This is a genomic window from Peribacillus sp. TH16, assembly GCF_016651095.1.
In the GTDB taxonomy this organism is placed as follows: Bacteria; Bacillota; Bacilli; order Bacillales; family DSM-1321; genus Peribacillus; species Peribacillus butanolivorans.
This window is the reverse complement of sequence record NZ_JAEKEM010000009.1, coordinates 1,572,026-1,598,660: the sequence shown is the minus strand read 5'-3', so window position 1 is coordinate 1,598,660 and position 26,635 is coordinate 1,572,026. Positions and strand designations below refer to the sequence as shown.

The following is a 26,635-nucleotide window of genomic DNA, read 5'->3' as shown; positions in this document are numbered from 1 at the left end:
TCAAGGGATCATTGCATCCCTTCAGTGAATGCGGAAGATTCCTTGAAGGGATGTAATGATCCTTTAGGGCATTATATGATTTCAATTAATAGAAATTTTGGAGGAAGATTGATTATGGTGAAAAATTTACAAGATACAACAACGTTGCACAACGGTGTTAAAATGCCTTGGTTCGGCTTGGGCGTATTTAAGGTAGAAGAAGGTCCTGAATTAGTAAATGCGGTCAAAGTGGCGATTAAACATGGCTATCGCAGCATTGATACGGCAGCAATTTACGAAAATGAAGAAGGAGTTGGGCAAGGAATCCGTGAGGGGCTAAAAGAAGCTGGAATCTCAAGAGAGGATTTATTTGTAACTTCAAAAGTTTGGAATGCTGATTTAGGATACGAATCCACAATCGCAGCATACGAAACAAGCTTAAAGAAACTTGGCTTAGAGTATTTAGATTTATATCTTATACATTGGCCTGTCGAAGGAAAATATAAAGAAGCTTGGAAAGCATTAGAGACTCTTTATAAAGAAGGAAAAGTTAAAGCAATCGGAGTAAGTAATTTCCAGATTCATCATCTTAAAGACGTAATAAAGGACGCAGAAGTGAAGCCTATGGTCAATCAAGTCGAATGTCATCCACGCTTGACTCAAAAAGAAGTACAAGCATTTTGTAAGGAACAAGGCATTCAACTAGAAGCTTGGTCTCCATTAATGCAAGGTGAATTACTGGATAATGAGGTATTACAAGAAATTGCGACTAAGTATGGCAAATCTGTTGCACAAGTCATTTTACGTTGGGATTTACAAAATGGGATTGTAACGATTCCAAAATCAACAAAAGAACACCGTATAGTAGAAAACTCATCAGTATTTGATTTCGAATTGACTGAAGAAGATATGAACCGAATCAGCGACTTGAATCAGAATCATCGGGTTGGTCCAGATCCTGACAATTTCGACTTTTAATTAATGTAGGGAGATAGACGAGAGTGTGCGTCTATCTCCTTTTCAATATCTGTTATTACTTCTTCCCATAACCTTATTTAGGAAGTCGGACATAGGAAATAAGCCCGCATTCTGATGAATGGGGCGCAAAATTTAATGTAACCTATACAGCGTTATCCAGATGAGTCATTCATTCTCCTGAAGACTGCTCTTTACATTAATAAAGAATTTCAGTGCAGTGTCGATATCACTGGTCTTTAATGATTTTTCAAGTGTTTCATTAACCGTTGTTAGTATTTCTTGAAGTCGTAGCTCTCCCCGGTCTGTTATGGTTGCACATACACCACGGCGATCATCTTCATATCCAAGCCTTTGAATGACACCACAACTTTTATTTTCCATTCTTACAGAAAGTCTGGACATCGCACTTTGGCTTAAGCCTACTAACTGCTGCAATTCTAATAGCCTCAGTTTTTTTTCCGGAGTTTTCGATAAAAATAATAGAACATAAAACTCATTTAAAGTCGTTTGGTGTCTTGCTTGCAATATTCGATCTAGCTCATTTGAGAGCTCGGCATGAATACGTGTAAAGGATAGCCATGTATTTATAAGGTTTTGTTCACTGGACAATTATTTTCGCCTACCTCTGCTTACTTATTTTAAATATAACATAAATAAAAATAAATGTACCAACAGAGGATAACGTTTACAACATCAGAATTAGGTGTTCAAGAGAATCTGATTAATTGACACAAAGTTATCAAGATGATATAAATGCATGTGCATGCATTAAAAAATAATCTGTAAGGGAGATATAAAAAATATGACTCATTTATTTTCACCTTATCGTATAAAAGAGCTTGAACTTAAAAATAGGGTTGTTATGCCACCAATGTGCCAATACTCTGTCGAAGCTGAGGATGGTATCCCTACAAATTGGCATCTTCATCATTATGTAAGCAGAGCAGTTGGCGGAGCTGGATTAATTATAGTGGAAATGACCGATGTAGAGCCAGACGGACGTATTTCGAATGGTGATCTTGGATTGTGGTCTGACGATCAAGTTGAAGCTTTCGCCAAAATTGTTAAAGAAGTTCATCAATACGGTGCAAAAATCGGTATCCAAATTGCTCATGCAGGGCGTAAAGCGCAGGATGCAGAAACGCCGGTAGCGCCATCAGCCATCGCGTTTGACGAAACGTTTAAGACACCAAGAGCTTTGGAGACAGAAGAAGTTAGGGAAATGGTCGATAAATTCCGTAACTCAGTTAGAAGAGCCGTTCAAGCAGGCTTTGACGTTATTGAATTGCATGGGGCACACGGATATTTAATTCACCAATTCACCTCGCCACTTACGAATAAACGTGAAGATGAATACGGAAAAGACTTAACTAAATTTGGAGTAGAAGTAATTAAAGCAGTGAAAAGCGAAATGCCAGCTGATATGCCTTTAATTATGCGTATTTCTGCAAAAGAATACGTGGAAGGCGGATACGGTCTGGAAGAAAGTATTGAGTTTTCCAAAGTCTTTAAAGAAGCCGGTGTGGATATGTTCCATGTCAGCTCTGGCGGAGAAGGCCCGATTGGAGCAGACGGAAGACCGGGCACGCATGCTAGCTATCAAACGCCATTGGCTAGGGAAATTAAAAAAGCTTTGGATATTCCAGTGATTGCTGTAGGTAGATTAGATGATCCAATTCTTGCAAACTCAATCATTGGAAATGAAGAAGCAGATTTGGTGGCCGTAGGAAGAGGGATGTTGCGCAACCCTTACTGGTCTCTAGAAGCATCTAAAACTTTGAATAAACAAGTTGAGATTCCTAAACAATATGAGCGAGGTTTCAGACATTAAGAATGATTTATTAGTTCAAAATAAAACGCTAGCGAAAATGATATTCGCTGGCGTTTTATTTTTTTAATTAGCTGCCTTGTTAGGTGCGCTTTTATCAGAATGGTTATAGACATAATAAAAAGATGAGTGTTTTTAAAAATAGGGGTTCAGTTCCTCACCATCTAAATGGATGGAGGACTGGACTTTTTTCATGTAGTATAAATATGGAAACATATTACAAGTAAGGCTGAACTTCCGAGGGTATATACCATACTATTACACATGTACTTCGTGAAAGAACTTTAGTTAATGGAAGGAGGAGTAACGTGGGGGAAAATAAAAAACAATTTCTAGGATTAGCATGTTTTTTAACATTTCTAATGATAATGTGCATGCTTTTTATTAATTCTTATTATAGTCATCGGGGTATAATGGATGCCAGTAATAAATGTTTTGATCATAATGGAATGCCTATGGTAGAAAAAAGTGAAAATGCATTTTCAATTAGCTGGTCGGTTGTATGTGAACCTTAAATATCCATAATCCATAAAGTAATGTTTGGCTGGAATATTTGTTATAATAAATAAGAAAAATTAAACAATAATTTGAGGTGCTAAGTATGGAAGAAATCAAAATCGTTACAACAGAAGAAGTGGAAGCTAAGCTTGAGGCAGGCGAAGCTATGGAGCTTGTTGATGTACGTGAAGACGAAGAAGTGCAAGAAGGCATGATTGAGGGCGCTAAACATATTCGTATGAATGATATCCCAGCCAACCTTGACTATTTTGATAAAGAAAAAGAATATATTTTTATCTGCCGTTCAGGACGCCGCAGTGAAAATGTGTGCCATTATCTTCAGGAACAAGGCTATAAAGTGGCAAACATGGTTGGCGGAATGCTTGAATGGGACGGCGAAGTTATCGTTAAGTAATGGGTTTTTTCAAAAAAACTTGTTACTTTTGTAAGCGGAAATCTAAGAACGTAACGTTTTATTACGATAAAGAAAGAAAAAAGATTACTGTTTGTTCACAATGCCGGGAATATGCGGAAAGACGTGCATATTTAAAAGCATGACGCAGGAGCCCTTTCACCATGAAAGGGCTCTTTTGTCTTTAGTCAATCCTATATCTATATAACCTTTTATCAAGGTTATAACTAGGGAATTCTCCGGAAAATCCTTAACGCAGATACTCTTAAACCCATGCTTTTTCATAAAAATAGCGTAGTGGTTCCGAGATAGATTTTTTTCTCTCACCCAACTCATGGCTGTTTCAAATAGAAGATTTGCGGCTTTATAGGTAAAGCAGCGGAAAACGGATATTTGGCTGAGTTTGAAAGAGGGAAATGGTGATATATGTTAAAATTAGGGTGCTGAAATCTGAAAATATAGATAAAGGAGCGTCCGCTGAATGAATGTTTATAAAATAGCGGTCATTGCGGGAGATGGAATTGGTCCCGAAGTGATCAATGAAGGCGTGAAAGTACTAAACAAAGTGGCTGAATTAGCTGGGGATTTTTCGTTCGAGTTTACATATTTTCCTTGGGGCTGCGAATATTATCTCGAGCATGGGAAGATGCTGCCAGACGATGGTATGGAGCAGTTGAAGAAGTTTGAAGCCGTGTATCTTGGGGCTGTCGGTTATCCTGGCGTTCCGGACCATATCTCACTAAGGGAACTTCTGCTGAAAATCAGAAAGCAATTCGATCAATATGTGAATGTTCGTCCTGTTAAATTGCTTCAGGGAGCACCTTGTCCGTTAAAAGACGTGACGCGTGATCAAATCGATATGGTAGTCATCCGTGAGAACAGCGAAGGCGAATATGCAGGTGCTGGTGATTGGTTATTCAAAGGGAAGCCAGAAGAAGTCGTGCTGCAGACGGGGGTTTTTTCGCGAAAAGGAACGGAGAGGATCATCCGCTATGCGTATGAACTGGCACGCAAAACAGGAAGAACACTAACTAGTATAAGTAAGGCGAACGCATTGAATTATTCGATGGTTTTTTGGGATCAGGTTTTTGAAGAAGTCGGACAGGAATATCCTGATGTAGAAACACACTCCTATTTGGTCGATGCGGCAAGCATGTTTTTTGTCAAACAGCCGGAACGGTTTCAAATCGTTGTCACATCCAATTTGTTTGGTGATATCATCACCGATTTAGGTGCAGCCATTGCAGGTGGGATGGGTCTGGCGGCCGGTGCCAATTTAAATCCGGAACGAGTCTATCCTTCGATGTTTGAGCCGATTCATGGTTCAGCGCCGGATATTGCTCATCAAGGCATTGCCAATCCACTTGCTGCTCTTTGGTCAGCGAGTCAGATTCTTGATTTCTTTGGGCATGAAAATTGGGGCGCAAAAGTATTAGATGTGATCGAACAGGTAATGGTTGATAAAAAGACCCTGACTCCTGATATGGGCGGGGTATCTTCTACAGAAGAAGTCGGCAATGAAGTAGTGGCTTTATTATCCGCTTTGAAAACCAGTCAGGTATAAATTTAAGGGAAAATGGGAATCCTGCTCAATAACTATCATTATAGTAAAAAGGGCAGGGGAGAGCCGATGATTCAAGTGAAATTATTTGATTATGAGCATGAACAGGACTTAGAAGATGAAATGAATGTCTTCCTTGAAGACATCCGTGATAATCAAATTGTCGATATCAAATACAATGTCGCCACTACAGGTGAAGAGGAAGAGAAACAGATTTACTGCTTTAGCGCGATGATTATTTATAAGAAAAGATAAAGGCTGAACTGCCCTATCATTTTAAGTCATATATATAAAACCATTATTAGACTACCCTTTGCTTCTTAACTGAGCGGACTGAGGTAGTCTAATTTTGTAGCTCTACAACCTTCAAAACCGAAAGCGATCTTGTAAGGATTCGCAAAAGATATACTCCTAAGGTCCTAAAATAATTTTTGAAGATGTCACAGTCTTAATAAATGAAAAATGGACATGTCGTCTAAGCTAAGGGTAAATCCTAGATTTATAGAGAGCCGTTAGGATGATGTCACTTCCCCGCCATTGACATGAAGTGTTTGTCCGGTAACAAAACGTGAATCATCGGAAGCGAGATAGACAAAGGTAGGGGCTAGTTCAAAGGGCTGGCCTTGGCGTTCCATTGGATTGTCAACTTGGGTAACTTCGTCTGCGGAGAAACTAGAGGGGATGAGGGGCGTCCATACCCGTCCAGGAGCAACAGCGTTTACCCGGATGCCTTTATCTACTAGACTGTTTGCCAGTGCACGAGTAAAACCAATGTTAGCCCCTTTAGTTGCTGTGTAATCAATCAATTGTTTATGCCCTTTAAAGGTCACAACGGAAGATGTATTAATGATGGAACTTCCTGCTTTTAAGTATGGAAGGGCTGCTCGAGTTGTGTAAAAGTTTTAATAGATGTTTACTTTAAAGGTATTATCGAACTGCTCATCCGTGATATCTAGCAAGCTTAATTGCTGAAATTGAACACCGATGTGGTTACAAAGAATATCTAGCTTTCCAAATGTTTCGATGGTTTCTTCCACGATATTGATACATTGCTGTTTTTCTCTTAAGTCACCAGGCAATAATAAGCAATGTTGTCCAAGCTCTTCAATTCTCGATTTTGTTCGATTGGCATCCTCATGTTCATCCAAATAAGCTATAGAAACATCTGCACCTTCTTTTGCAAAAGCAATCGCTACTGCTGCACCAATTCCGCTGTCACCTCCTGTTATAAGTGCGACCTTTCCTATTAATTTCCCGCTGCCGCAGTAATTAGGGTTTTCAATGATTGGTTGGGGCACCATTAGTTTTTCTACACCGGGTTGGCGATATTGGCGCTGTTCTGGAACCGTGATAGGAACGTCTTGGTAACGTATTATCTTTCCATAGTTGGGATACATGGGATAGTCTTTATCGGATGACTTCTTTTGATTGTCTTGTGACATGAGGAATCCTCCTAAAAAAGAATATAGTCGGTTTACCTTATGTTAAATAGGCTATTGCCGTGCATGATAAAATCGAATAAATCAGCTTGAGTACGGGCTCATTGCTGTGCAATTTGAATATGCTGAAGGGTAGAAAAAAAGACTTTGGAGGCCTCATTATGCAATATTATTTTAGCGAAGAAGTGAAGTTGCTCTTGGTCGGACAGTCGGATGAAAAAGTAGAGTTGTTATACGATTCTAATTCCAACACTTTTGAAATGCCCCTCATAGGACCTAGACCGCCTTATTATTGTAATCCACGTTATGTACCCTATTATCCTGTGATTTAAATTGTGATTATAGTGCAGCACAGCCTAAATAAATTAGTAGTTTAAAGAGAGACGCTTAACATCGGAATTTGTACATTAAGCAATATATCATACTGATTAGGCTACCTTTGCTTCGTAACAAGCGGACAGAGGTAGTTCGCTATAATATTATATTGCGAATATTCACACTAGTTCCTACATAAATTTTGTATATTATTTAGTGAAAACAGATTATAGTATTCAATGAATTTTACAAACACGCGAATAATAGGTAAAGTTAGACATAATACACTGTGGTGACTGATGTATTAAAAGGGGAGATCCATTTTGGATAACAATATGAAACAACTGATTAAAGATATACAGCAATCGAACGGGGCCCATATATTATACTGTTTTAATGAACTGGAAACCTACATGGAGAATGAGGCAATGTTCATTATTTCCGGTGTTGAGCAGGGGGATCATATCTTGGTCGTCGAAAATGATCGAATCTTTCCTTTCGTATATAAGAAATTGCAACTTCATTTAAATGAGGAGCAATTGGCGAAAGTGCATCATATTAATAATTTTGATTTTTACTGTTTTCATGGCGATTTCCATCCTTCAACGATGGTTAATTATTTCTTGGAAAATATCGATACATATTCTGAAAGGAATATGTTCGTCAGAACCTGGGGCCATGTTGAATGGGGAAATGACGACCAAGTTATGGATGCAATAGGTGAATATGAAAAAGGTATTGATAAATTGATTACTGAACGAGGTTTGATTTCTGTATGTGCTTATGATGATTACAGAGTACCTGCCACGTTTAAATCAAACTTGATTAAATATCATAGAGTTCTCATAACCGATGAAAAAATTACGATTTTGGCTAACTGAAATTACTAATAAGGAGAGAGGGATTTGGAGAGTTTTACTGAACGAGTGATTACGATTATTCAACATATTCCCGCCGGAAAAGTGATGACATATGGGCAGATTGGACAGCTGGCTGGAAGTCCGCGCGGTGCAAGACAGGTTGTTAGAATTCTTCATTCTAGCAGCGAAAAATATAACCTTCCTTGGCATAGGGTGATTAATGCCAAAGGTGAGATTGGTATAAAAGCAGAAGGCGCCGCGTCCCACCAGAAATGGATGCTAGAAAGTGAAGGAGTCACATTCACAGAGCGGGACACAATTGATTTAGAAGTATATCGCTATCATCCTGAGAGTTTTTAATGGTGGATTGAATAATCGGGTTTGTGGTCGGAAAAATTCCGCGAAGGTCGAATTATTCGACGTGAAGGTCGGAAAAATTCCGCGAAGGTCGAATTACTCGACGTGAAGGTCGGAATAAATCCGCGAAGGTCGAATTACTCGAAGTGAAGGACGAAATAAATCCGCGAAGGTCGAATTACTCGAAGTGAAGGCCGGAATAAATCCGCGAAGGTCGAAATACTCGAAGTGAAGGCCGAAATAAATCCGCGAAGGTCGAATTATTCGACGTGAAGGACGAATTAAATCCGCGAAGGTCGAATTATTCGACGTGAAGGACGAATTATCCGCGAAGGTCGAATTACTCGAAGTGAAGGACGAAATAAATCCGCGAAGGTCGAATTACTCGACGTGAAGGCCGGAATAAATCCGCGAAGGTCGAATTACTCGAAGTGAAGGACGAAATAAATCCGCGAAGGTCGAATTATTCGACGTGAAGGTCGGAAAAATTCCGCGAAGGTCGAATTACTCGAAGTGAAGGACGAAATAAATCCGCGAAGGTCGAATTACTCGACATGAAGGACGAATTTCCTCAAAAAAGAAGAGGCTGATCCCAACGGATCGGCCTCTTCTTAAATTATGAACGAGCATATACGGCAGCATTCATGCCGGCTAGTCTTCCGGTTACTAATGCTGATGTGATGTTATAGCCGCCTGTGTATCCGTGTATATCCAAAATTTCACCGCAGAAATATAGTCCGTCCATTAGTTTGGAGGCCATTTCCTTTGGATGGATTTCTTTCACGGATACGCCGCCGCCTGTGACGAAGGCTTTTTCAAGCGGCTGGGTGCCATGTACTCCAAATTGGAAGTCCTTACATAGTTCGGCAAAGCGGCGAATTTTTTCATTGGATATCGTCGCTCCCTGTTCCTGAAGGTCGATGCCGCTCCGCTCAAGTAAGAAGTGTAGATAGCGTTCCGGAACCAGGCCTTTTAATGTATTCTTTATGGCTTTTTTCGGCTCAGCTTTGATTTCTTTCATGATGTCCTGGAAGACTTCTTCCTTGTTTCGATCCGGAAGGGCATCGAGTTTCATTGTAACTTCGGATAGGTTCCATTTTTTCATCGCTTTCACGACAAATTGACTGCACCTTAGAACCGCTGGACCAGAGACACCAAAATGGGTGAATAGCATATCCATCTTGTGTGTAATCAGAGCCTTGCCTTTTGGGTTCAGCACACTCAATGAAACATCCCGAAGTGCGAGCCCTTGAAGCGTTCGATCTTTTATGAATGTTTCATGGCTAAGTACAGGTACCTCAGTCGGGAAGAGGTCGGTTATCGTATGGCCCGCCTTTTTTGCCCAAGCGTAGCCGTCGCCAGTTGAGCCGGTGTGAGGGACTGATTTTCCACCGACTGCAATCACGACCGCATTTGTGTTAAATGTCTGTCCATCTTTTAACCGAACTCCGCTTGTTTTTCCATTTTCATAGAGAACCTCAGCAACTGGAGAGTTCTTGTAAATGGTCACCTTCAAATTCGAAAGGCGTGTCAAAAGTGCATCTACGACACTTTGCGCCTTATCGTTGACCGGGAACATCCGGCCATGATCCTCTTCTTTTAGAGCCACACCTAATTTTTCAAAGAACTGAATAATGTCTTCGTTATTAAATTCTGAGAAAGCACTGTATAAAAATCGCCCGTTTCCAGGGATATGCTGAATGATTTCATCGATCGAGAGCCTGTTCGTCACGTTGCAGCGTCCGCCGCCAGAGATCGCAAGTTTCCTTCCAAGCTTCTCGCCTTTATCCACTAACAATACATGTGACCCTTTTTCTCCGGCTGCAATTGCTGCCATCAATCCGGAAGGACCGCCGCCAATTACCACTACATCATATTTCAAATTGATCACCACTTTATCATTTTCAGTCCCTTCATTATATAGCAAGAGCCCGTCAGATTGCGAATGTAGAAAAAAAGGAATTATTTGTTTGTGTATTATCTTCGAAAACGATAAACTTGAGTGTAGTTTTCTATAGAAAAAATACTTTAATATGATAAGATAAAGAGCGTGTGAAACGTAACTGACAGAGGCAGGAAGGGATTAGATGTCATCTAAGTTTTTAAAAGGGGCTTTTATATTAACGCTGGGAGCGATCATTTCCAAGATACTTGGTTTATTTTACGTCATCCCATTTGAACATATGGTTGGGAATAAAGGGGCTACCCTCTATCAATATGGGTACGTTCCATATACCATTTTCATTAGCTTTGCAACGGCAGGTATGCCGCTTGCTGTTTCTAAATTCATTTCGAAGTATAATGCGCTCGAGGAGTACGCCGTCGGTGAGAAGTTATTTAAATCGAGCCTGAAATTAATGGTTGTCACCGGTTTTCTCGCTTTTTTGATTCTCTATACGATGGCCCCGCTGTTTACTGGAGTCTTTGGGGTCAGGCAGGAAGATGTCAGGGATGTCACGGAGATCATACGGGCAGTCAGCTTCGCCTTGATTTTTGTACCGTTCATGAGCATCATCCGCGGCTTTTTTCAAGGTCATGAAGCGATGGAACCAACGGCCATATCTCAGGTTATCGAACAAATTGTCCGCATCGTGTTCCTTTTGGCTGGTGTGTATGTTGTTTTGAATGTCCTAGATGGAGAGTTAGTGAGAGCCATCCAAGTAGCTACGTTCGCGGCGACGGTAGGGGCTGTCGGCGGTTTAGTGGTGTTATTTTGGTATTGGAAAAAACAAAAACCCCATTTGGACAGCTTGATGAAGAAAGACCGGGGGACGATGGAAATTTCCCTGAAGGAGATCTATAAAGAAATATTTCTTTCGTCGATTCCTTTCATATTTGTCGGAATCGCGATGCCATTGTTTCAGTTTGCAGACTTGTTGTCTTTTAATAAAGCGATGGCATCCATTGGATTACAGCATGTCGCAGAAGATGCTCTTGGAGTTTTGAATGTATATGCCCAAAAGCTTGTCTTGATTCCGATGACGCTTGCAACCGGGTTTTCAATGGCGCTTCTTCCCTCGGTGACGAAGGCATATGTAAGCGAGGATTCGGAAGAGTTAAACCGCCAGCTGAACCAAGCCTTCCAAATTTTGTTGTTCATTACGATTCCAGCGGTTGTTGGTATGTCGGTGCTAGCGGATCCAATCTATAGCGCCTTTTACAGCCATGATCCACTTGGAATCAGTGTCCTGAAGGCATATGCGCCCGTTTCCATCTTATTTGCGCTTTTTTCCGTTTCGGCGGCCATTTTACAAGGCATCAATCAGCAAAAATATACGGTGCTCAGCCTGCTTGTTGGCTTTTTAATCAAATTGAGCTTGAATATCCCGATGATCAAGTTGTTTGAAACGGAAGGATCCGTTTATGCCACTGCATTCGGCTACTTGGCTGCTGTGCTGCTGAATTTGTATGTTATTACCTACTTTACTGGATATCGTTACAGCCTTACCATCAGAAGATCTGTTTTGATAACTGTTTTTTCAATTATAATGGGACTGGCTGCATGGGGCATGTTCAGTTTATTATCACTGTGGCTTACAACGGAAGGGCGATTCCAGGCGATTTTGATTTGTGCGGTTAGTGCGATTTTTGGAGCCCTCATTTATGCGGCGCTTTCCTTGAAAAGCAAGCTTGCACATCGTTTATTCGGTAGCCGGATCGACAGGTTAAAGCAGAAATTGGGATTATAAGATAGAAGTTTACGATGTAAAAAAAAGGGTATTATGAATGGAGTAATCCCCTGATTAAAATATACTGGCCTTGCCTGTCATAAAAGTGGGCAAGGCTTTTTACTGAATAGGCTTTAGGAGGAAATAATGAGAATTGATAAGATATTATCCAATATTGGTTACGGAAGCAGAAAAGAAGTAAAAAAACTCTTGAAATCTGGAGCCGTGAAGGTCAATGAACGGCTACTGAAGGACCCGAAGGAACAAGTGGATCCTGATACAGAAATCGTAACGGTTCATGGTGAACGGGTTGAATATAGAGAATTTATATATTTAATGATGAATAAGCCGCCAGGTGTGTTGTCGGCTACTGAAGATAAACACCAGGAGACGGTCATTGACATCTTAGAGCCAGAGGATTCGGTTTTCGAACCATTCCCAGTCGGGCGTTTGGATAAAGACACAGAAGGCCTATTGCTGATCACGAATGACGGAAAGCTTGCCCACCAACTACTTTCCCCGAAAAAACACGTCCCTAAAACGTATTTTGCGGTCATTGACGGCGAAGTAACGGAGCGAGACATTGCTGCATTCCGCAACGGCGTTACCCTAGATGATGGGTACGAAACAAAACCAGGTGAATTAAATATTTTAAAATCAGGGCTTACATCGGATATTGAGCTAACGATTATGGAAGGGAAGTTTCATCAAGTGAAACGGATGTTTGAGTCCGTAGGGAAACGGGTCGTGTATCTAAAGCGTCTCTCGATGGGAAGCCTGCAGCTTGATGAAGAACTTGAACTTGGCGAATACAGGGAGTTAACAGCAGAAGAGCTCGAACAACTGAAAGCTGGCCAGCCGACTGAATAATAAATAAGCAAGAAAAAATGAGGCGAACAATTATGTCCGCCTCAAACTTATTTTACATATCGATTTTCGTTCGGGTGGTCGTTCTTTTTAAGATGACATCTTTACCTTTTTACTTGTTGTCGTCCAAAGGCCGCGGCTTGGGCTTTGAACAAGGTCATTGTAAGCTAAGACATTTAAATCGCGCTGCACAGTTCGAGGAGTGATGCCAAATTCTTCTACAAGCTCTTGAGTAGAAACCGTACCGTTATTACTAATGAACATATAAACGGATTTAATACGGGTTAACATGCGATTTGTTGAAGGTTTCAAAAAATCACTCCTTATTCTTTTCATTGTTATTCTGAACAAATGAAAACAACCGATATGTCGGACAGCATTTCAGCTGTCACTATGTACTTGCTATACCCACCCTATAACTCCTCGGAAACATTTAGAAAAAACAAGATGTCATTAGCTATATTTTACCCCTTTACAAAACTAAATTCTATAAAAAAATGACAATTGACTAAATATTACATTTATTATATCAAATTTTAACAAAAATATTACAGTAAATGATAATAGAGGTAATTTTTTATTTCATATCACCTTTTGCATACTCATATTTTGACATTAAACAATGCAAAATATGCATTCAGTAGATTTTTACATAATTAAATGAACATAAAACATGGTATGGGCTATTTTTTACATGAAAAAGCCAATCATTTAATCAATCTTAGAACCTTGTTCAGCTTAAACCATTGAGTAACCTTGACTAAGGGGAGTATAAATGTTACTTTACATATAGAATTTAAATCGTAATTATTACGCTTTGTGTTTAAGGATAGGATTTGCTTGATGGGTAACGTTTACGATGTCATAATGAGGTGTTGAGCAGTATAGCTTTTTCATACATAATCTCAAGGAGTTTAAATATAATCAAATTCGAGGTAGAGTCATATGAACGAAAGATTAATGGAGTTTTTATTGCGTGACGAGGTGACCAAACTTTCTGGCGTGAAAAAACAAGTGTATGAATTCATCGTGAATGAAGAAGATTATCTCGCTTCAAAAGCGGACACGGTCGATCACTTTATGAGATTACTGGTAAAGCATTCCCCACCCCGGCTCGCTGCTCGTCATTTTAATATGCCGTATGGTGAAATCATTCGTTTCATGCATGAAATTGAAGAAGAACTGAATGAAAGATTAGAGGAAAGATGTAAAAAGGTGAAGTGGATGGACTATACGGAGAAGAGTCAACAAACGTTTGAGGAATATCATAGGAAGTTATTTCTATTTGTTAATTAAATCTGATTGAGCGAATGCCCTTGGTAACAAGGGCATTCGCATTTTTTGGATAAAAATGAATGAATAACCTAAAAAATAGATGGCTGCCATAAGCCGGAACTTTCAAACGCAATATATTGCTATATATTCAGTAACGAAAGTTAAATCCATACGTCTAATTGAATGGAGGTGTTTGATGAAGAAAAACATAGTGGTTTTCATGTTTATGGTATGCATTTTTTATTTGTCTGGTTGTTTTAATACAGAAATCAAAACCGTGACATCTAAAAATCCAGATGCAGAAGAAGTTTTAAAACTCGATAAAAATGCAGACATTCTCCAATGGGAAAAAATAATTTATAAAACGGATATTGAATGGGTGAATGAGCTTAAACTGACTAAGAACGAATCTGTTGGAGAAATTACAGAGGTATTCTCAAATGGTTTCAGTAAATCGTTAAAAGATGGTATGGCCAATCAATTACCCATAGGAGCAAAAATATACTCAACAAAAGAGCGTGATGACGTGCTAATCGTTGAATATAACGGGAAAGTAAAGTATTACTTAGCTCTTACCGAAGGCTAGCACACCGATTTAGGGATCCCCTTAGCCGAATTCTTTAGTGGATGTGCAAACACAGATGATAAGTCCAATGCGGATCAAGAAAAAGCAATATCAGAACAAACAGATGTTAATAAAACAGAAAATTCTGATATAAGTACTTCACCACATCTCCCTTATACACACCGAAAGCTGCAGCTTCTATGAGGGGGAATAAACAAGGAAATAAAAAACGGAAATTATACAACAAAGTATAATTTCCGTTTTTTTTATGCATTTAAGAAATAATTAAATTTGTGTTCGTTTCTTTATACGTATTGATGAAATCTTTGTGTAAATGATGGTCTGTAATAATGTAATCGATTTTATCCAGCGATGCAATCCCAATGGTTACGTCTTTCCCAAATTTAGTGCTGTCAGCGGCAACATAGACTTCTTTAGATAATTCAATGATTTTTTTCCGAGTGTTTGCTTCATCTAAATTATAGTCGGAAATACCTTTTTCAATTGTAATACCACTTGCACATATAAAGGCTTTCGATATATTCAATTCGCTAAAATTAAATAAGTAATCAAAAGCTACAATAGACTGTTCATTCTGCCTTACCTTTCCCCCGATAATCAATAACTCGATATCACTATTGATTAGCTCATTTACAACAGGGATCGAACTGGTTATCACGGTTAGTTTCTTTTTCTGTTTTATATAATTAGCTATTTGATAGGTTGTCGAACCGCTATCGATATAAATACAATCACCATCGTTGATATACTCACTGCATTTTTGTGCGATCATTTCTTTTTCTTTTAATTGACTAAACATACGTTCATCTATTGTCGATTCACCAAACTGTGATTTAACTAGCTTAACTCCACCATAAATTTTTTCGATTTTTCCTTGTTTTGTAAGAAAGTTTAAATCTCTTCTAAGGGTTTCAATAGAAACTTTTAGTTCTTCTGTAAGCTCAGCTATCTTCATAACTTTTTTTATCGTTAATAATTCAATGATTTTCTTTTGCCTTTCAAGTGGAAGCATGGATTCACCCGCCTATTCAACGTAATCTTTTTCCCTCTATTGATTTTAGTTTACTGTTTGTCCATAACATATTCAACATGCGCTAGGGGACTTAATGATAACTATATCACTAGTTGGTCAGAATATAGTACCGAATTGGTAATAAAGTGTTCAATATTTACAAAGCATTTACATGAATCTCAAATTCGATTTACATATAGATTTTATACTGAGGGTGTATTAAAGGAGGTGAACAGTTTGCTAAAATTACAAAATATTAGCAAGCAATTCGATGATAAATTAGTTTTAGATAATATAAATCTTGAAATTAAAACAGGAGAGATCGTTTCACTGCTAGGGCCAAGTGGGAGCGGTAAAACTACTTTATTGAATATTATCTTAGGATTAACGAGTATGAATCATGGAAAAATCATTTTTAATGATACCGATTTGAGTAACGTGCCGATGAAGGATCGGGGATTTAATATAGTCTTCCAAGATTATGCACTTTTCCCTCATTTAAATGCATACGAAAATATTGTATATGGTTTAAGAAATAAGAAGGGGTTAGTGTCTGAGAAAGAATTGCAGGAATATATTGATTTCTTAGAGCTAAAACCTCATTTAACAAAGAAAATGGGTGAATTATCGGGTGGTCAAAAACAGCGGGTAGCGCTTGCAAGAACACTCGTAATGAAACCGAAAGTTTTATTACTAGATGAACCATTGAGTGCATTGGACGGTGTTATTAAGGAATCCATAAAGCAACGTATTAAATCTATTGCAAGAGAATTTAAGTTAACGACGATTATTGTGACACATGACCCAGAAGAGGCCTTAACGATGTCCGATAAAATTTTAATTATAAATAAGGGAAATATTTCTCAATTTGGAACACCTCAAGAAATTATAAATCAGCCCACCAATGATTTTGTAAAGGAATTTATACTCAAGCAATTACAGATCAAGAGAGAAAATATACTTAACTTATTTGGTGAAAAGTATGCCTGATGTAAAACCGGAAATGCGAGTAATTTATATACCTATCTTATTGTTATTTACCGCCTTTCTATTACTTCCGCTTGGCATTTTGTTTGTTCGTTCATTTGAAACTAGCGAAGGATTCAATCTATCAAATTATCTTTCAATTCTTTCAAATAAAGAACTGTTGGAGTCAATTGGGAACAGCATTAAAATATCCAGTCTTACTGCTGTTATTACGACTGTTTTAGCATTTTCTCTTGCCTATTCCATCCATTGTACAAGAATATATAGGCCAATAAAAAGTGCGATTAAAACGGGGATCCTTGTTCCAATGCTACTTCCAACAATCACATTTGGGTTTGCGATTATCTATTCCTTTGGTAATCAAGGAATCATAACAAAGATTTTCGGTAGAAATCTCTTTGATATATATGGGTTTAACGGATTATTGATTGGCTATGTGATTTATACATTACCATCAGCCTTTCTGCTTATTAATAATTCTTTCAAGTATATTGATAAAAAGTTTATGGTCGTTTCAAAGCTAATGGGTGACGGAACAATAAGAAGTTTCATGAATACCATCGTTCGTCCGTTATTGGGAACCTTGGGTGGAGCATTTGTACTTTCCTTTATTTTGAGCTTTACGGATTTTGGAATACCGGCTTCAGTCGGCGGGACGTATACCGTAGTTGCGACTCAACTGTATCAAGTGATGCTTGGTTCCATCCCAGATTTTAATAATGGTGCGGCCATTGCCGTTCTGATGCTAATTCCAGTAGTATTTGGCGTTTTACTATTAAACTATCTTGAAAAATTTAATTTTCATTATGACAAGTTTAGCGATATAGAATTGTCTCAACATAAAGGTAGAGATTTATGTTTTGGGATGGTTTCATTACTGGTTTTAATAGGGATGCTTTCCGTTTTTGCTGTCATGTTCATTGCACCATTTTTAAAAAGTTTTCCATACGATCTTTCGTTCACACTTAAGCACTTTATTGACACATTCCAATCGAGCGATTTAACAGCGGTTTACAAAAACTCCTTATTTGTTGCCATTTTGACGGCAGTATTTGGCACGTTAATCGCATTTTGCTCAGCCGTATTAAATGTCCGTACACCTCTAAAGTGGAAATCGTCTATTGATGTTATTTCAATGTTGACGAATACGGTTCCAGGCATGGTCTTAGGTTTATCGTATTTACTGCTTTTTAACGGAAGCAGTTGGAAGGGAACTTTTACAATTATTGTTCTTTGTAACATTGTCCACTTCTTTACGACACCCTATTTAATGGCGAAAAACTCTTTATCTAAAATGAATCCTGGTTGGGAAACAACTGGAGAGTTGTTAGGAGATAGCTGGATTAAGACAGTCTATCGGGTCATTTTTCCAAACTCAGCATCGACGGTGATTGAGATGTTTAGCTACTATTTTATCAATAGCATGGTCACCATTAGCGGGATTATCTTTTTAGTCACAGCTCAAACCTCATTAGTAGCGAGCAAGATTAAAGAGCTGCAGCATTTCGCCAAATTCAATGAAATATTCATTTTATCTTTACTCATCTTTTTTACAAATTTAATCGTAAAGTTGCTTTGTGATCATTATCAAAAAAGACAATTCAAACATTAATGAGGAGGATATTATGTTTAAAACGATGAAAGTAGCATTATTATCTCTAGTTGCTATAGGATTAATTTTTTTACTGGTAGGTCGTACCAGTAGCAAAGCAGATGAAGGAAAAGTGGTCATCTACACAAATGGTGATGAAGAAGCTACTGAAGCTATAGAAACATCATTAAAAGAAGCTGGATACAAGGGGAAATATGTTCTTCAATCGTTTGGTACGTCTGAATTAGGTGGGAAACTGTTGGCAGAGGGAGATAAAATTGAGGCTGATATAGTGACGATGAGCTCTTATTTCATCGAAAGTGCTCAGCAGCAATACTCCATGTTTGAAGACCTAACGTTTAGTACAAAACCATTGGAGCAAAATCCAGCCTATTATACGCCAATTTTAGCCAATACAGGTTCAATTTTCGTAAATACCGAAGTACTCAAACAAAAGGGATTACCTATGCCAGCCACAGTGAAAGATTTAACAAAACCAGAGTTTAAAGGGTCCGTCTCGATTCCAAACATATTGGACTCTTCGACAGGGTGGCTGTTAGTTCAAGCAATTATTAGCCAATACGGGGAGGAAGAGGGGAAAAAGGTTCTCCATGATTTAATTGCAAATTGCGGTCCGCATCTTGAAAGCTCAGGCTCGGGTCCAATTAATAAAGTGCAATCTGGGGAAGTGGCTGCTGGTTTTGGTTTGCGCTACCAAGCTGTGATGGCTAAAGAGTCAGGCTTACCGATAAAGTATGTCGATCCGGTTGAGGGGAACTTTTCCTATACAGAATCAGTGGCTGTCGTGAATAAAGACAATGCAACGTCGAGATTAGCAATGAAAATGGCAGAAACAATCACTAAAGATGCACGTCAAGATTTATTGACACATTATCCGGTCGCTCTTTATGAAGGTGAAACGGTGAAAGATATGAACAAACCTGCCCACCCAATGAAATATAAACAACCATTAACAGTTGAACTATTACAACAGCATCAAGATTTCTTTAAATCAGCTAAATAATTATGTAAGGAGTGAAGGAATATGAATAACTATAAACTTTTAACACCTGGTCCATTGACTACTACAAGTACGGTGAAACAAGAAATGCTTGTTGACCGTTGCACTTGGGAGAAGAATTATAAAGAAATTACACAAAAAATCAGATCCCAGCTACTCGAATTAGCATGTGCTGTAAAAGAGGAGTATACCGTTGTACTTATGCAAGGAAGTGGTTCGTTTGTTGTTGAATCGGTGTTGACGACTGCTATATCAAAAAGCGATAAAGTGCTGATTGTAACGAATGGAGCGTATGGTAAACGTATTGTGAATATGGCACAGTGTATTGGACTGAATTATACGGAATATAGCGTGGAATACAATGAATATCCAAAGGAAGCTGAAATCAGGAGTATTTTAGAAGAAGATCAGGAAATTACACACATTGCCATGGTTCATTGTGAAACAACAACAGGCATTTTAAATCCGATTGAAATGGTTTCAAATCTATCGAAAGAACAAGGAAAAACATTAATTATAGATGCCATGAGTAGCTTTGGCGGAATAGACATCAATGTACCTGAACTAGGAATTGACTATTTAATTAGTAGTGCAAATAAATGTATTCAAGGAATCCCGGGATTTGGATTTGTCATTGCGAAGCTTGATAAACTTTTAGAGTGTGAAGGAAATGCACGCAGTTTGTCACTGGACCTATATGATCAGTGGAAAGAGATGGATAAGGATGGGAAATGGCGATTCACATCTCCAACACATGTAGTGGCTGCATTTGCTAAAGCGTTAGAGGAGCTAAATGAAGAAGGCGGCATTTCAGCTAGATTTGCACGATATAAAAATAATAATGATAGGTTAAGAGAGTTGATGGGTAAATTGGGCATTCATCCATATATCACACCTGAAAAACAATCGCCTATTATTACAACATTCCTTTTTCCAGATGAACAGTTTAACTTTGAAGATTTCTATTCATTTATTAAAGAGGAAGGCTATGTAATCTATCCGGGAAAGCTGACTGACATAGATACATTCCGGATCGGCAACATAGGTGAAATCTATGAAGAAGATATCCAAAAATTATGTAATATTGTAGAAAAATATATGAAAGTGGTGACAGTATGAACAAAGTAGAAGGAGTAATTTTGGATTGGGCTGGGACAGCAGTGGATTTTGGATGTTTTGCGCCAGTAAATGTATTTGTTGATATATTTAAAAATGCTGGTATTGAAGTTACGATGGAAGAAGCAAGAGCTCCAATGGGGATGCTGAAAATTGACCATATACGTGCTATGCTGACCATGCCTAGAGTATCTGCCTTATGGGAAGAAAAATACGGAAGAATATTTAATGAACAAGATGTTGGAAATTTGTATGCTGAATTCGAGCCAGCACTTATGGCATCATTGTCGGATTATACAGATCCAATTCCAGGAGTTATCGAAACACTGGAAGTATTAAGAAATCAAGGGTTGAGGATTGGGTCGACAACAGGTTATACAAATATGATGATGGACGTCGTCGTACCTAATGCTTTGAAAAAAGGGTATAAGCCTGATTTTTATATTACCCCTGATGAAACAAATTCTATTGGAAGACCATATCCTTATATGATCTATCGAAATATGGAAGAATTAAAGCTATCGGCATCATGGAAAGTAGTAAAAGTAGGCGATACCATTTCAGATATTAAAGAGGGAGTAAATGCAGGAGTTTGGTCAGTTGGAGTCATTATTGGAAGCTCTGAGATGGGATTAAGTTTAGATGAGTTTACTAATCTATCAGAATTTGATAAAGAAAATGTAATCTCTAAAACTGCAAACTCCTTTATGCAAAATGGGGCTGATTTTACGATTAAAACGATGAGTGAACTTCCCGATATTATCGAAAGAATTAATAGTCTTATTTCAGATGGTAAGAGACCTCGTACAAATTAAACATTAATGACAGTAAAAAAAGTGTAGCATATACTCTATTCTTGATGGAAATGAGATATGACTGCACTTTTTTTGATTTCTCTTCCTCTGGTGACAACAAAAGGTTCCATTCTCTTAATTTTATCATAATAAGAGAAAGAGTAATTAAGCGCCAAGAAATCCTTTTCTACCACTGGATTTCCTCCAGAGAAGTTGTAGAGAACCGTAGTGCTCACCAACGTCAAAAACGGATTGATTGGGAAGAATCGAGAGTGTAACAACAATCCCATTGATTGTTTCATATCCGCAATCACGAGAGCGTCTTTTTTATCACTTTTGGACTGAGTGTTATCTCGATTCTCTTTATTTCTTTTTACAAGGTGAGGATTGACCTACGACATCAATCTTTTCGTTAGATTAATCTATAACGACCTGTAGGTCTCATACCGACAATAGTTGTGTCTAAGCCGTTTTTCATCTTTCTTATAAACATCGTGACTTTATTTTAAATCTACACTATATTTTCTTCAATTTTCAATACTGGTGGCTGTTTTTTAAGTCCTTTTGTCAATACAAGTAAATAAATGAAGCCTATTATTAACCAACTTACTCCAAGAACTTTTGAGTGCACATCAAGATTCACAAGTAGTAAAATATCAAGAGCAGCTCCAATAATAGGAATAATTAAATATAAGAAAGTTCCTTTCACCGAACGTTCTCTATTTCTAATATAATAATGAGCAATTACGGCAATATTAACACAAGTATACGCAAGAAACGCCCCGAAATTAATAAATGATGCTACAAGATCTAAACTTAAAAATAAAGCAAGCAAAGAGACAGAACTAATGATCAGTATATTATTTACGGGTGTTCTATATCTCGGATGCAGGGTGCCAAAGAACCTTTCAGGGAACTGTCCATCTCGCCCCATCGTATAGAGGACTCGTGATGCACTTGCCTGGGACGACATGGCACTACCTAATACAGCTAATGCGTAAAGCGCAAGATATACTGAGTACATCGCCTTTCCACCAACAAGTTTAATAATTTCGTAGGCAGCCGAATCAGGATTATTAAATGCGTTATACTCTGGCCATACAAGAAACGAGAAATATGAAACACTTGTAAAGATTAAACCACCACCAAGAGTAATTAAAATAACAGCTCGGGGAATTGTTTTCTTAGGGTTCACTGTCTCTTCCGCAAACGCTGTAACTGATTCAAACCCAAGGAAACAAAAGCATAATAATGCTGCTCCAGCTATTGTATAAGAAAAGGGTTCTTTCGAATTATAGAATGGCTCAAGAGATAAAAGAGTGGCCGTGCTTTCTCCCATAAAAATTTCCTTAATAGAAAAACCTATAAAGATAAGGATAAAAAGAAAAGCAAAAATCGTTATGAATGCGTTTACATTTGTAGCAAACTTCAATCCTTTAATATTAATATAAGTGACGAGCATCAACATACCTGCAATCCAGATGTAACTTGGAATTGTAGGAAAGGCTGCTGAGAAAAAAATACCAAATACTAAATAATTTACCATTGGCATAAATAAATAATCCATTAAGATCACCCATCCGACAAGAAATCCAACAGAGGGATTGATCGATTTTTGCGTATAAACATAAGCAGAACCGGAAGATGGAAACGCAATTGCCATTTTCCCATAACTGTAAGCAGTAAACATCATTACCACTAGAGCAACTATCATTGCCCCCGGAACCATACCGTGGGAAATATTAGCCGCAATACCATACGTAGTAAAAGCTGTGGTTAACCCCATAAATGAAAAACCAAACAACACAACTGGAATGAGTGTAAGTGTTCTATCTGTTTTCCTTAAATTTGACATGTAAAATACTCTCCTCCTTTACCTGATTTAACCTTTTACAAGAAATGGGATCTATATTGTTACTTCCGTAGCTTTTTTAATACGTGGTTTTCTAGAAATCATAAAAGTCAGTAAGATGCTAGGGAGCCTAATTTGAATTATCCATGAATTTGTTGTGTAGAACTTATCTCCCCATTCCTCGTAAAGAATTCCGGCTGCAGAATGGATAATTCATTGGAATGTATATTATATCTTATATAATTCCTGGAAAAATCTTCTCGCTGGCATCTTTACTGACTCCTGGAATTTCTTTAGTAGCGACTCGTTCAATAACTTGTATACTGATTTCTATTCATAGAAATGAAACGTAGAAATATGAGATGACTCTAAGGACGTTTTATTATTTGGACAATAGTAACTCTGTATTTATATCTGTATAAGGCATGTTATGATTGATCCCAACTTCGTGATGAACAATTTCACCGTTCAAAGTGCTGATACAATTTCTTACGATTACATCATTTACTATAACGTCCTTCAATCCATTATTTGCAATGTCCATAATATATGGGCCGGTTGTCATCAACATCATGTTTGTCGAGGTTTGTGGACATAGAGCCGGCATATTCGGGACACAGTAATGTAGGACTTCTTGTTCATAATATACTGGTTCCTCTAAAGTCGTATAACGTGAGGTTTCAATTATACCCGTTCCTGCAATATCAATAATAATAGAATTAGGTTTCATCTTACTGACCATCTCTCGTGTTATGAGAGGTTCGGTTACCCCTGGCATCGGATAAATTGTATTAATTAAAACATCACTTTGAATAAGTTCTTCGAACATCGTATCTTTATCCCAACACAAAATGTCCACCTGTGGCAACTGATTGTTCAAATAATCAATGCGTTTCATTGATGCTTCCATGATTGTTACATTCAATCCGAGACCCACAGCAACTTGCGCAGTATTGAGTCCAGCATTGCCACCACCAAGTATGAATACTTTGCTCGACGGCAAACCGGCCAGTTTCCGGAGAAGTATTCCCTTTCCACCATAACCATATTGTGCATATTTGACTGCTTCAAGCATTGCTAATGTTCCTGCAATTTCACTCATTGGTTTAATAGTAGGTCTTGTCCCATCAGGTAAAACGATTAATTCCATTGATAATGAAATTGCTTTTGTATCTAGTAATGCCTGTGTCATTTCATGATTAACATCTTCCGCCAAATGAAACCATGCCATTATCATTTGATTTTCTCTAAGAAGACCGTATTCATAGGGTTGAAGTTCTTTCACTTTAACAACAAATTCTGCCTTCTCATAAATGTCGTCAATCGTGTTTACTATTTTTGCTCCAGCCAAAACATATTCCTCGTCACAAAAACCACTAGCTTCCCCTGCCATGCTTTGAATTAGTACTTCATGACCGGAAGCTGTTAATTTTTTTACCCATGTTGGATTTAATCCCACTCTAGTCTCTGCAGTTTTTAATTCTTTAGGAACTCCTACTATCATTGTTCATTCTCCTTTTTATTTGCATTTAATTAATTGAACATTCTAAAATCTTACAGGAAAATGATAACCCTTACATTAGACACGAGGTTAAATTTATATTAGTTTTTTTTAACCAAGCACGTTTATTTATATCCCTTAGGACAGATCATCTGGACTTTCAAGAATGCAAAATTGGTAAAAGGTGATAATTTTTACGTTTTTCATCTAGTGTTTTGGTTGTTTTCAGTTTCAGTACTCCACTGTTATTCTATAGAATAGATTCATGCGCACCTATAATAGATGAAAAAAGGTATAAATGGATACTATTATGAAAGATTCTCAGGTTGATTAAGTTATTTCATCAAAGCACGTAAAAGAACGTACTTATAGACACTGATCGTATTACTTGGGGGTAAACAGAGAAAGGGATCCATATTTTATGGGCTTAGACTTTCTAGTATAGTTATAATATGATACAGCTAACAATTATAAAATGAGGAGGTACATATGCTTACAGTACAAGATGTTCTTAAGCGCTCACTCTTTTCAAAGACGGAGGTAGTTGCAGGGGAAAACGGGTTGCACCGTCAAGTCAAATGGACACATGTCCTTGAAATTCCGTTTTTTGATGATACCATCTTTCAGGGAGGGGAACTGATACTCTCTACCGGGTTTGGGTTTGAATGGAAAGACTCCTCTAATACTTCATTTTTGTTAAATCTTATCGAACGCAACGCCTCATGTTTATGTATAGAACTTGGACATTACTTCGAAAATATTCCTAAAGAAATGATCGAAATGGCAAATGAGTATGACTTTCCGATTATTATTTTCAAAGAATTCATAAACTTCGTCGAAATAGCACAGGACCTACATTCGTTTTTCATTAATGCTCATCATGAGAAGTTGGTTACATTAGATTCGATTTCAAGAGAGTTCCATTCATTGTCACTCACTACTCATGGGTTATCAAATATTCTAAAGTTGTTGCAACAGAAGACAGAAGCACCAATTATCTATCTTCCTATAGATGGAACACCTTTTTCGATTCCAGGATTGAAAAATGACTTTATGGAACAGCTACTCCAAACCATTTACGAAGATAAAGAACACTGGCACGACCGAATTACAAATGATTCGCCCGTTGAATGGAAGGCATTAAACCATACTATTCTTCTCCAACCGATCGGGGCAATGGATCAAATCTGGGCGTACCTTGTTATGGCTTTAGATCGTGAATCGGATGAATTTGATTTCCTAATCCTTGATCGCGCTTCCCTTGCAATCTCACAAGACTTATTGCGCAAACATTATTTGGATGAAAAACGATTGCGTCTAGAATCCACATGGTTAAATGATTTACTTTATAGACGCATCAATAATGAGGAACAAGCAAGGGGATTTATTTCGTTAAAATCTAAACACTCTTGTATACGTTATCGAATTGCAATCATTGATATCGAAGATGTTTTTCATCCGTCTTCATTAAGTTTATCGGATGAAGAAAATGAATCTGCTATTTATCATTATTCTTTAAAAATTCGATCTGGGTTCGGAAAATATTCTTTTACACCCTATATCACTTCAATAAGAAATCAAATTATTGTATTAGCTATTGATCTGGGAACTGCCGCTTCCTCTAAGGAACGCTTCTTGAAAGTGATCGATACCTTGCTATATGTTAGAGAAGGTGAATCTAGCCAAATCCGTATAGGCGTTGGGCGACAATACCAGTTACTTTTGGATGCTCATACTGGTTATCGAGAAGCGCAGTTAGCTTTAAATTATCGTTCATTTTCAACAAGTGCCTTTTACGAAGACCTTGGCATATTTCGGCTAATTCAATTAATTCAGCATGATCAAGATACAGCACATTTTATTGAGGACTATCTCTCTCCTTTAATAAACTATGATAAGGAATATGGAACGGAATTGCTTCTGACTTTAACGAAATACTTTGAGTTTGATCGCTCAAAGAAGCTTACGGCTCAAAAATTGCATATTGTAAGACAAACACTCTATCATCGGATGGAAAAAATAAAAAAGATTCTTGATTTTGATTTTGATATGCCGGAGAACAGATTAAACGTTGAAATGGCTTTGAAAGCATATCAACTTATACAACAAGGGGGAGTACCTACGAAGTAGTTATCAAC

The 26,635-nt window shown here is 37.9% G+C and carries 25 protein-coding genes and 2 pseudogenes; 18 read left to right on the top strand and 9 right to left on the bottom strand.

The genetic code is table 11. The annotated features are described in order from the left end of the window. The first annotated feature begins 114 nt into the window (after window positions 1–114). On the top strand, window positions 115–957 hold the full coding sequence (locus JFV29_RS21750; RefSeq protein WP_201186312.1) for an aldo/keto reductase: 843 nt from the start codon (window positions 115–117) through the stop codon (window positions 955–957). 165 nt (window positions 958–1,122) lie between these two features. Here JFV29_RS21750 and JFV29_RS21745 read toward each other — a convergent pair whose 3' ends face one another. Next, window positions 1,123–1,566: a MarR family winged helix-turn-helix transcriptional regulator gene (locus JFV29_RS21745; protein ID WP_201186310.1), complete on the bottom strand. Its 444-nt coding sequence runs from the start codon at window positions 1,564–1,566 to the stop codon at window positions 1,123–1,125. A gap of 193 nt (window positions 1,567–1,759) precedes the next feature. Between JFV29_RS21745 and JFV29_RS21740 the strand changes: the two genes are divergently transcribed. The 5 genes from JFV29_RS21740 to JFV29_RS21720 all read left to right on the top strand — a co-directional run bounded on the left by JFV29_RS21740 (window position 1,760) and on the right by JFV29_RS21720 (window position 5,511). Further along, the gene (locus JFV29_RS21740) at window positions 1,760–2,788 is read left to right on the top strand and encodes an NADH:flavin oxidoreductase/NADH oxidase (protein ID WP_201186308.1); all 1,029 of its coding nucleotides are present in this window, start codon (window positions 1,760–1,762) and stop codon (window positions 2,786–2,788) included. Between the two features lie 305 nt (window positions 2,789–3,093). After that, window positions 3,094–3,300, top strand: coding sequence for a hypothetical protein (locus JFV29_RS21735; protein WP_056521723.1), 207 nt, complete (start codon window positions 3,094–3,096; stop codon window positions 3,298–3,300). 86 nt (window positions 3,301–3,386) lie between these two features. Beyond that, the gene (locus JFV29_RS21730) at window positions 3,387–3,698 is read left to right on the top strand and encodes a rhodanese-like domain-containing protein (RefSeq protein ID WP_056521725.1); all 312 of its coding nucleotides are present in this window, start codon (window positions 3,387–3,389) and stop codon (window positions 3,696–3,698) included. Window positions 3,699–4,176: 478 nt separating this feature from the next. Further along, window positions 4,177–5,259, top strand: a complete 1,083-nt coding sequence (locus JFV29_RS21725) for a tartrate dehydrogenase (RefSeq protein ID WP_057214730.1) — start codon at window positions 4,177–4,179, stop codon at window positions 5,257–5,259. A gap of 66 nt (window positions 5,260–5,325) precedes the next feature. Next, a complete protein-coding gene (locus JFV29_RS21720; RefSeq protein WP_053347393.1) occupies window positions 5,326–5,511 on the top strand; it encodes a sporulation protein Cse60 in 186 nt (61 codons plus the stop codon). Between the two features lie 257 nt (window positions 5,512–5,768). Here JFV29_RS21720 and JFV29_RS21715 read toward each other — a convergent pair. Continuing rightward, window positions 5,769–6,698, bottom strand: a pseudogene (locus JFV29_RS21715) (SDR family oxidoreductase). A gap of 635 nt (window positions 6,699–7,333) precedes the next feature. Between JFV29_RS21715 and JFV29_RS21705 the strand changes: the two are divergent. Beyond that, window positions 7,334–7,891 carry an MEDS domain-containing protein gene (locus JFV29_RS21705; protein ID WP_201186306.1) on the top strand — a complete coding sequence of 186 codons (558 nt, stop codon included), beginning with the start codon at window positions 7,334–7,336 and terminating at the stop codon, window positions 7,889–7,891. A 24-nt stretch (window positions 7,892–7,915) separates the two neighbouring features. After that, window positions 7,916–8,230 carry an MGMT family protein gene (locus JFV29_RS21700; RefSeq protein WP_201186304.1) on the top strand — a complete coding sequence of 105 codons (315 nt, stop codon included), beginning with the start codon at window positions 7,916–7,918 and terminating at the stop codon, window positions 8,228–8,230. Window positions 8,231–8,843: 613 nt separating this feature from the next. On the opposite strand, the gene JFV29_RS21695 is transcribed toward JFV29_RS21700, so the two are convergent. Further along, entirely contained in the window at window positions 8,844–10,109 is a 1,266-nt protein-coding gene (locus tag JFV29_RS21695) for an NAD(P)/FAD-dependent oxidoreductase (RefSeq protein ID WP_201187998.1), read from the bottom strand. A 205-nt stretch (window positions 10,110–10,314) separates the two neighbouring features. On the opposite strand from JFV29_RS21695, the gene JFV29_RS21690 reads away from it, so the two are divergent. Next, window positions 10,315–11,916, top strand: a complete 1,602-nt coding sequence (locus JFV29_RS21690) for a putative polysaccharide biosynthesis protein (RefSeq protein ID WP_201186302.1) — start codon at window positions 10,315–10,317, stop codon at window positions 11,914–11,916. 126 nt (window positions 11,917–12,042) lie between these two features. Continuing rightward, window positions 12,043–12,765, top strand: a complete 723-nt coding sequence (locus tag JFV29_RS21685; RefSeq protein WP_057214741.1) for a pseudouridine synthase — start codon at window positions 12,043–12,045, stop codon at window positions 12,763–12,765. A gap of 87 nt (window positions 12,766–12,852) precedes the next feature. Here JFV29_RS21685 and JFV29_RS21680 read toward each other — a convergent pair whose 3' ends face one another. Beyond that, entirely contained in the window at window positions 12,853–13,074 is a 222-nt protein-coding gene (locus JFV29_RS21680; protein ID WP_034309346.1) for a DeoR family transcriptional regulator, read from the bottom strand. Window positions 13,075–13,707: 633 nt separating this feature from the next. Here JFV29_RS21680 and JFV29_RS21675 point away from each other — a divergent pair. After that, window positions 13,708–14,058 (top strand): hypothetical protein, encoded by a 351-nt coding sequence (locus JFV29_RS21675; protein WP_053347388.1) that lies wholly within the window; start codon window positions 13,708–13,710, stop codon window positions 14,056–14,058. A 175-nt stretch (window positions 14,059–14,233) separates the two neighbouring features. After that, window positions 14,234–14,623 (top strand): hypothetical protein, encoded by a 390-nt coding sequence (locus JFV29_RS21670; RefSeq protein WP_201186300.1) that lies wholly within the window; start codon window positions 14,234–14,236, stop codon window positions 14,621–14,623. 253 nt (window positions 14,624–14,876) lie between these two features. Here JFV29_RS21670 and JFV29_RS21665 read toward each other — a convergent pair whose 3' ends face one another. After that, window positions 14,877–15,635, bottom strand: a complete 759-nt coding sequence (locus tag JFV29_RS21665; protein ID WP_201186298.1) for a DeoR/GlpR family DNA-binding transcription regulator — start codon at window positions 15,633–15,635, stop codon at window positions 14,877–14,879. A gap of 237 nt (window positions 15,636–15,872) precedes the next feature. Here JFV29_RS21665 and JFV29_RS21660 point away from each other — a divergent pair, with 237 nt between their 5' ends. The 5 genes from JFV29_RS21660 to phnX are packed head-to-tail and all read left to right on the top strand — an operon-like array spanning window position 15,873 to window position 21,165. Continuing rightward, the gene (locus JFV29_RS21660) at window positions 15,873–16,625 is read left to right on the top strand and encodes an ABC transporter ATP-binding protein (RefSeq protein ID WP_201186296.1); all 753 of its coding nucleotides are present in this window, start codon (window positions 15,873–15,875) and stop codon (window positions 16,623–16,625) included. Further along, complete coding sequence (locus JFV29_RS21655) at window positions 16,618–18,234, top strand: ABC transporter permease subunit (protein ID WP_201186294.1); 1,617 nt, start codon at window positions 16,618–16,620, stop codon at window positions 18,232–18,234. Before JFV29_RS21660 ends, JFV29_RS21655 begins: the two co-directional genes overlap by 8 nt. Window positions 18,235–18,247: 13 nt before the next feature. Continuing rightward, on the top strand, window positions 18,248–19,237 hold the full coding sequence (locus tag JFV29_RS21650; RefSeq protein ID WP_201186292.1) for an extracellular solute-binding protein: 990 nt from the start codon (window positions 18,248–18,250) through the stop codon (window positions 19,235–19,237). 21 nt (window positions 19,238–19,258) lie between these two features. Next, complete coding sequence (gene phnW / locus JFV29_RS21645; RefSeq protein WP_201186290.1) at window positions 19,259–20,353, top strand: 2-aminoethylphosphonate--pyruvate transaminase; 1,095 nt, start codon at window positions 19,259–19,261, stop codon at window positions 20,351–20,353. Beyond that, window positions 20,350–21,165, top strand: coding sequence for a phosphonoacetaldehyde hydrolase (gene phnX / locus JFV29_RS21640; protein WP_201186289.1), 816 nt, complete (start codon window positions 20,350–20,352; stop codon window positions 21,163–21,165). Before phnW ends, phnX begins: the two co-directional genes overlap by 4 nt. 35 nt (window positions 21,166–21,200) lie before the next feature. On the opposite strand, the gene JFV29_RS30030 is transcribed toward phnX, so the two are convergent. The 4 genes and pseudogenes from JFV29_RS30030 to JFV29_RS21620 all read right to left on the bottom strand — a co-directional run bounded on the left by JFV29_RS30030 (window position 21,201) and on the right by JFV29_RS21620 (window position 24,500). Continuing rightward, window positions 21,201–21,338, bottom strand: coding sequence for a hypothetical protein (locus tag JFV29_RS30030; protein ID WP_207205162.1), 138 nt, complete (start codon window positions 21,336–21,338; stop codon window positions 21,201–21,203). A gap of 105 nt (window positions 21,339–21,443) precedes the next feature. Then, a pseudogene (locus JFV29_RS30725) lies at window positions 21,444–21,625 on the bottom strand (IS110 family transposase); the annotation flags it as partial. A 30-nt stretch (window positions 21,626–21,655) separates the two neighbouring features. Further along, window positions 21,656–22,999 carry an APC family permease gene (locus JFV29_RS21625; RefSeq protein WP_201186288.1) on the bottom strand — a complete coding sequence of 448 codons (1,344 nt, stop codon included), beginning with the start codon at window positions 22,997–22,999 and terminating at the stop codon, window positions 21,656–21,658. A 379-nt stretch (window positions 23,000–23,378) separates the two neighbouring features. Next, a complete protein-coding gene (locus JFV29_RS21620) occupies window positions 23,379–24,500 on the bottom strand; it encodes an alanine dehydrogenase (RefSeq protein ID WP_201186287.1) in 1,122 nt (373 codons plus the stop codon). A gap of 486 nt (window positions 24,501–24,986) precedes the next feature. On the opposite strand from JFV29_RS21620, the gene JFV29_RS21615 reads away from it, so the two are divergent. Beyond that, window positions 24,987–26,627 (top strand): PucR family transcriptional regulator, encoded by a 1,641-nt coding sequence (locus JFV29_RS21615; RefSeq protein ID WP_201186286.1) that lies wholly within the window; start codon window positions 24,987–24,989, stop codon window positions 26,625–26,627. Window positions 26,628–26,635: the final 8 nt, after the last annotated feature.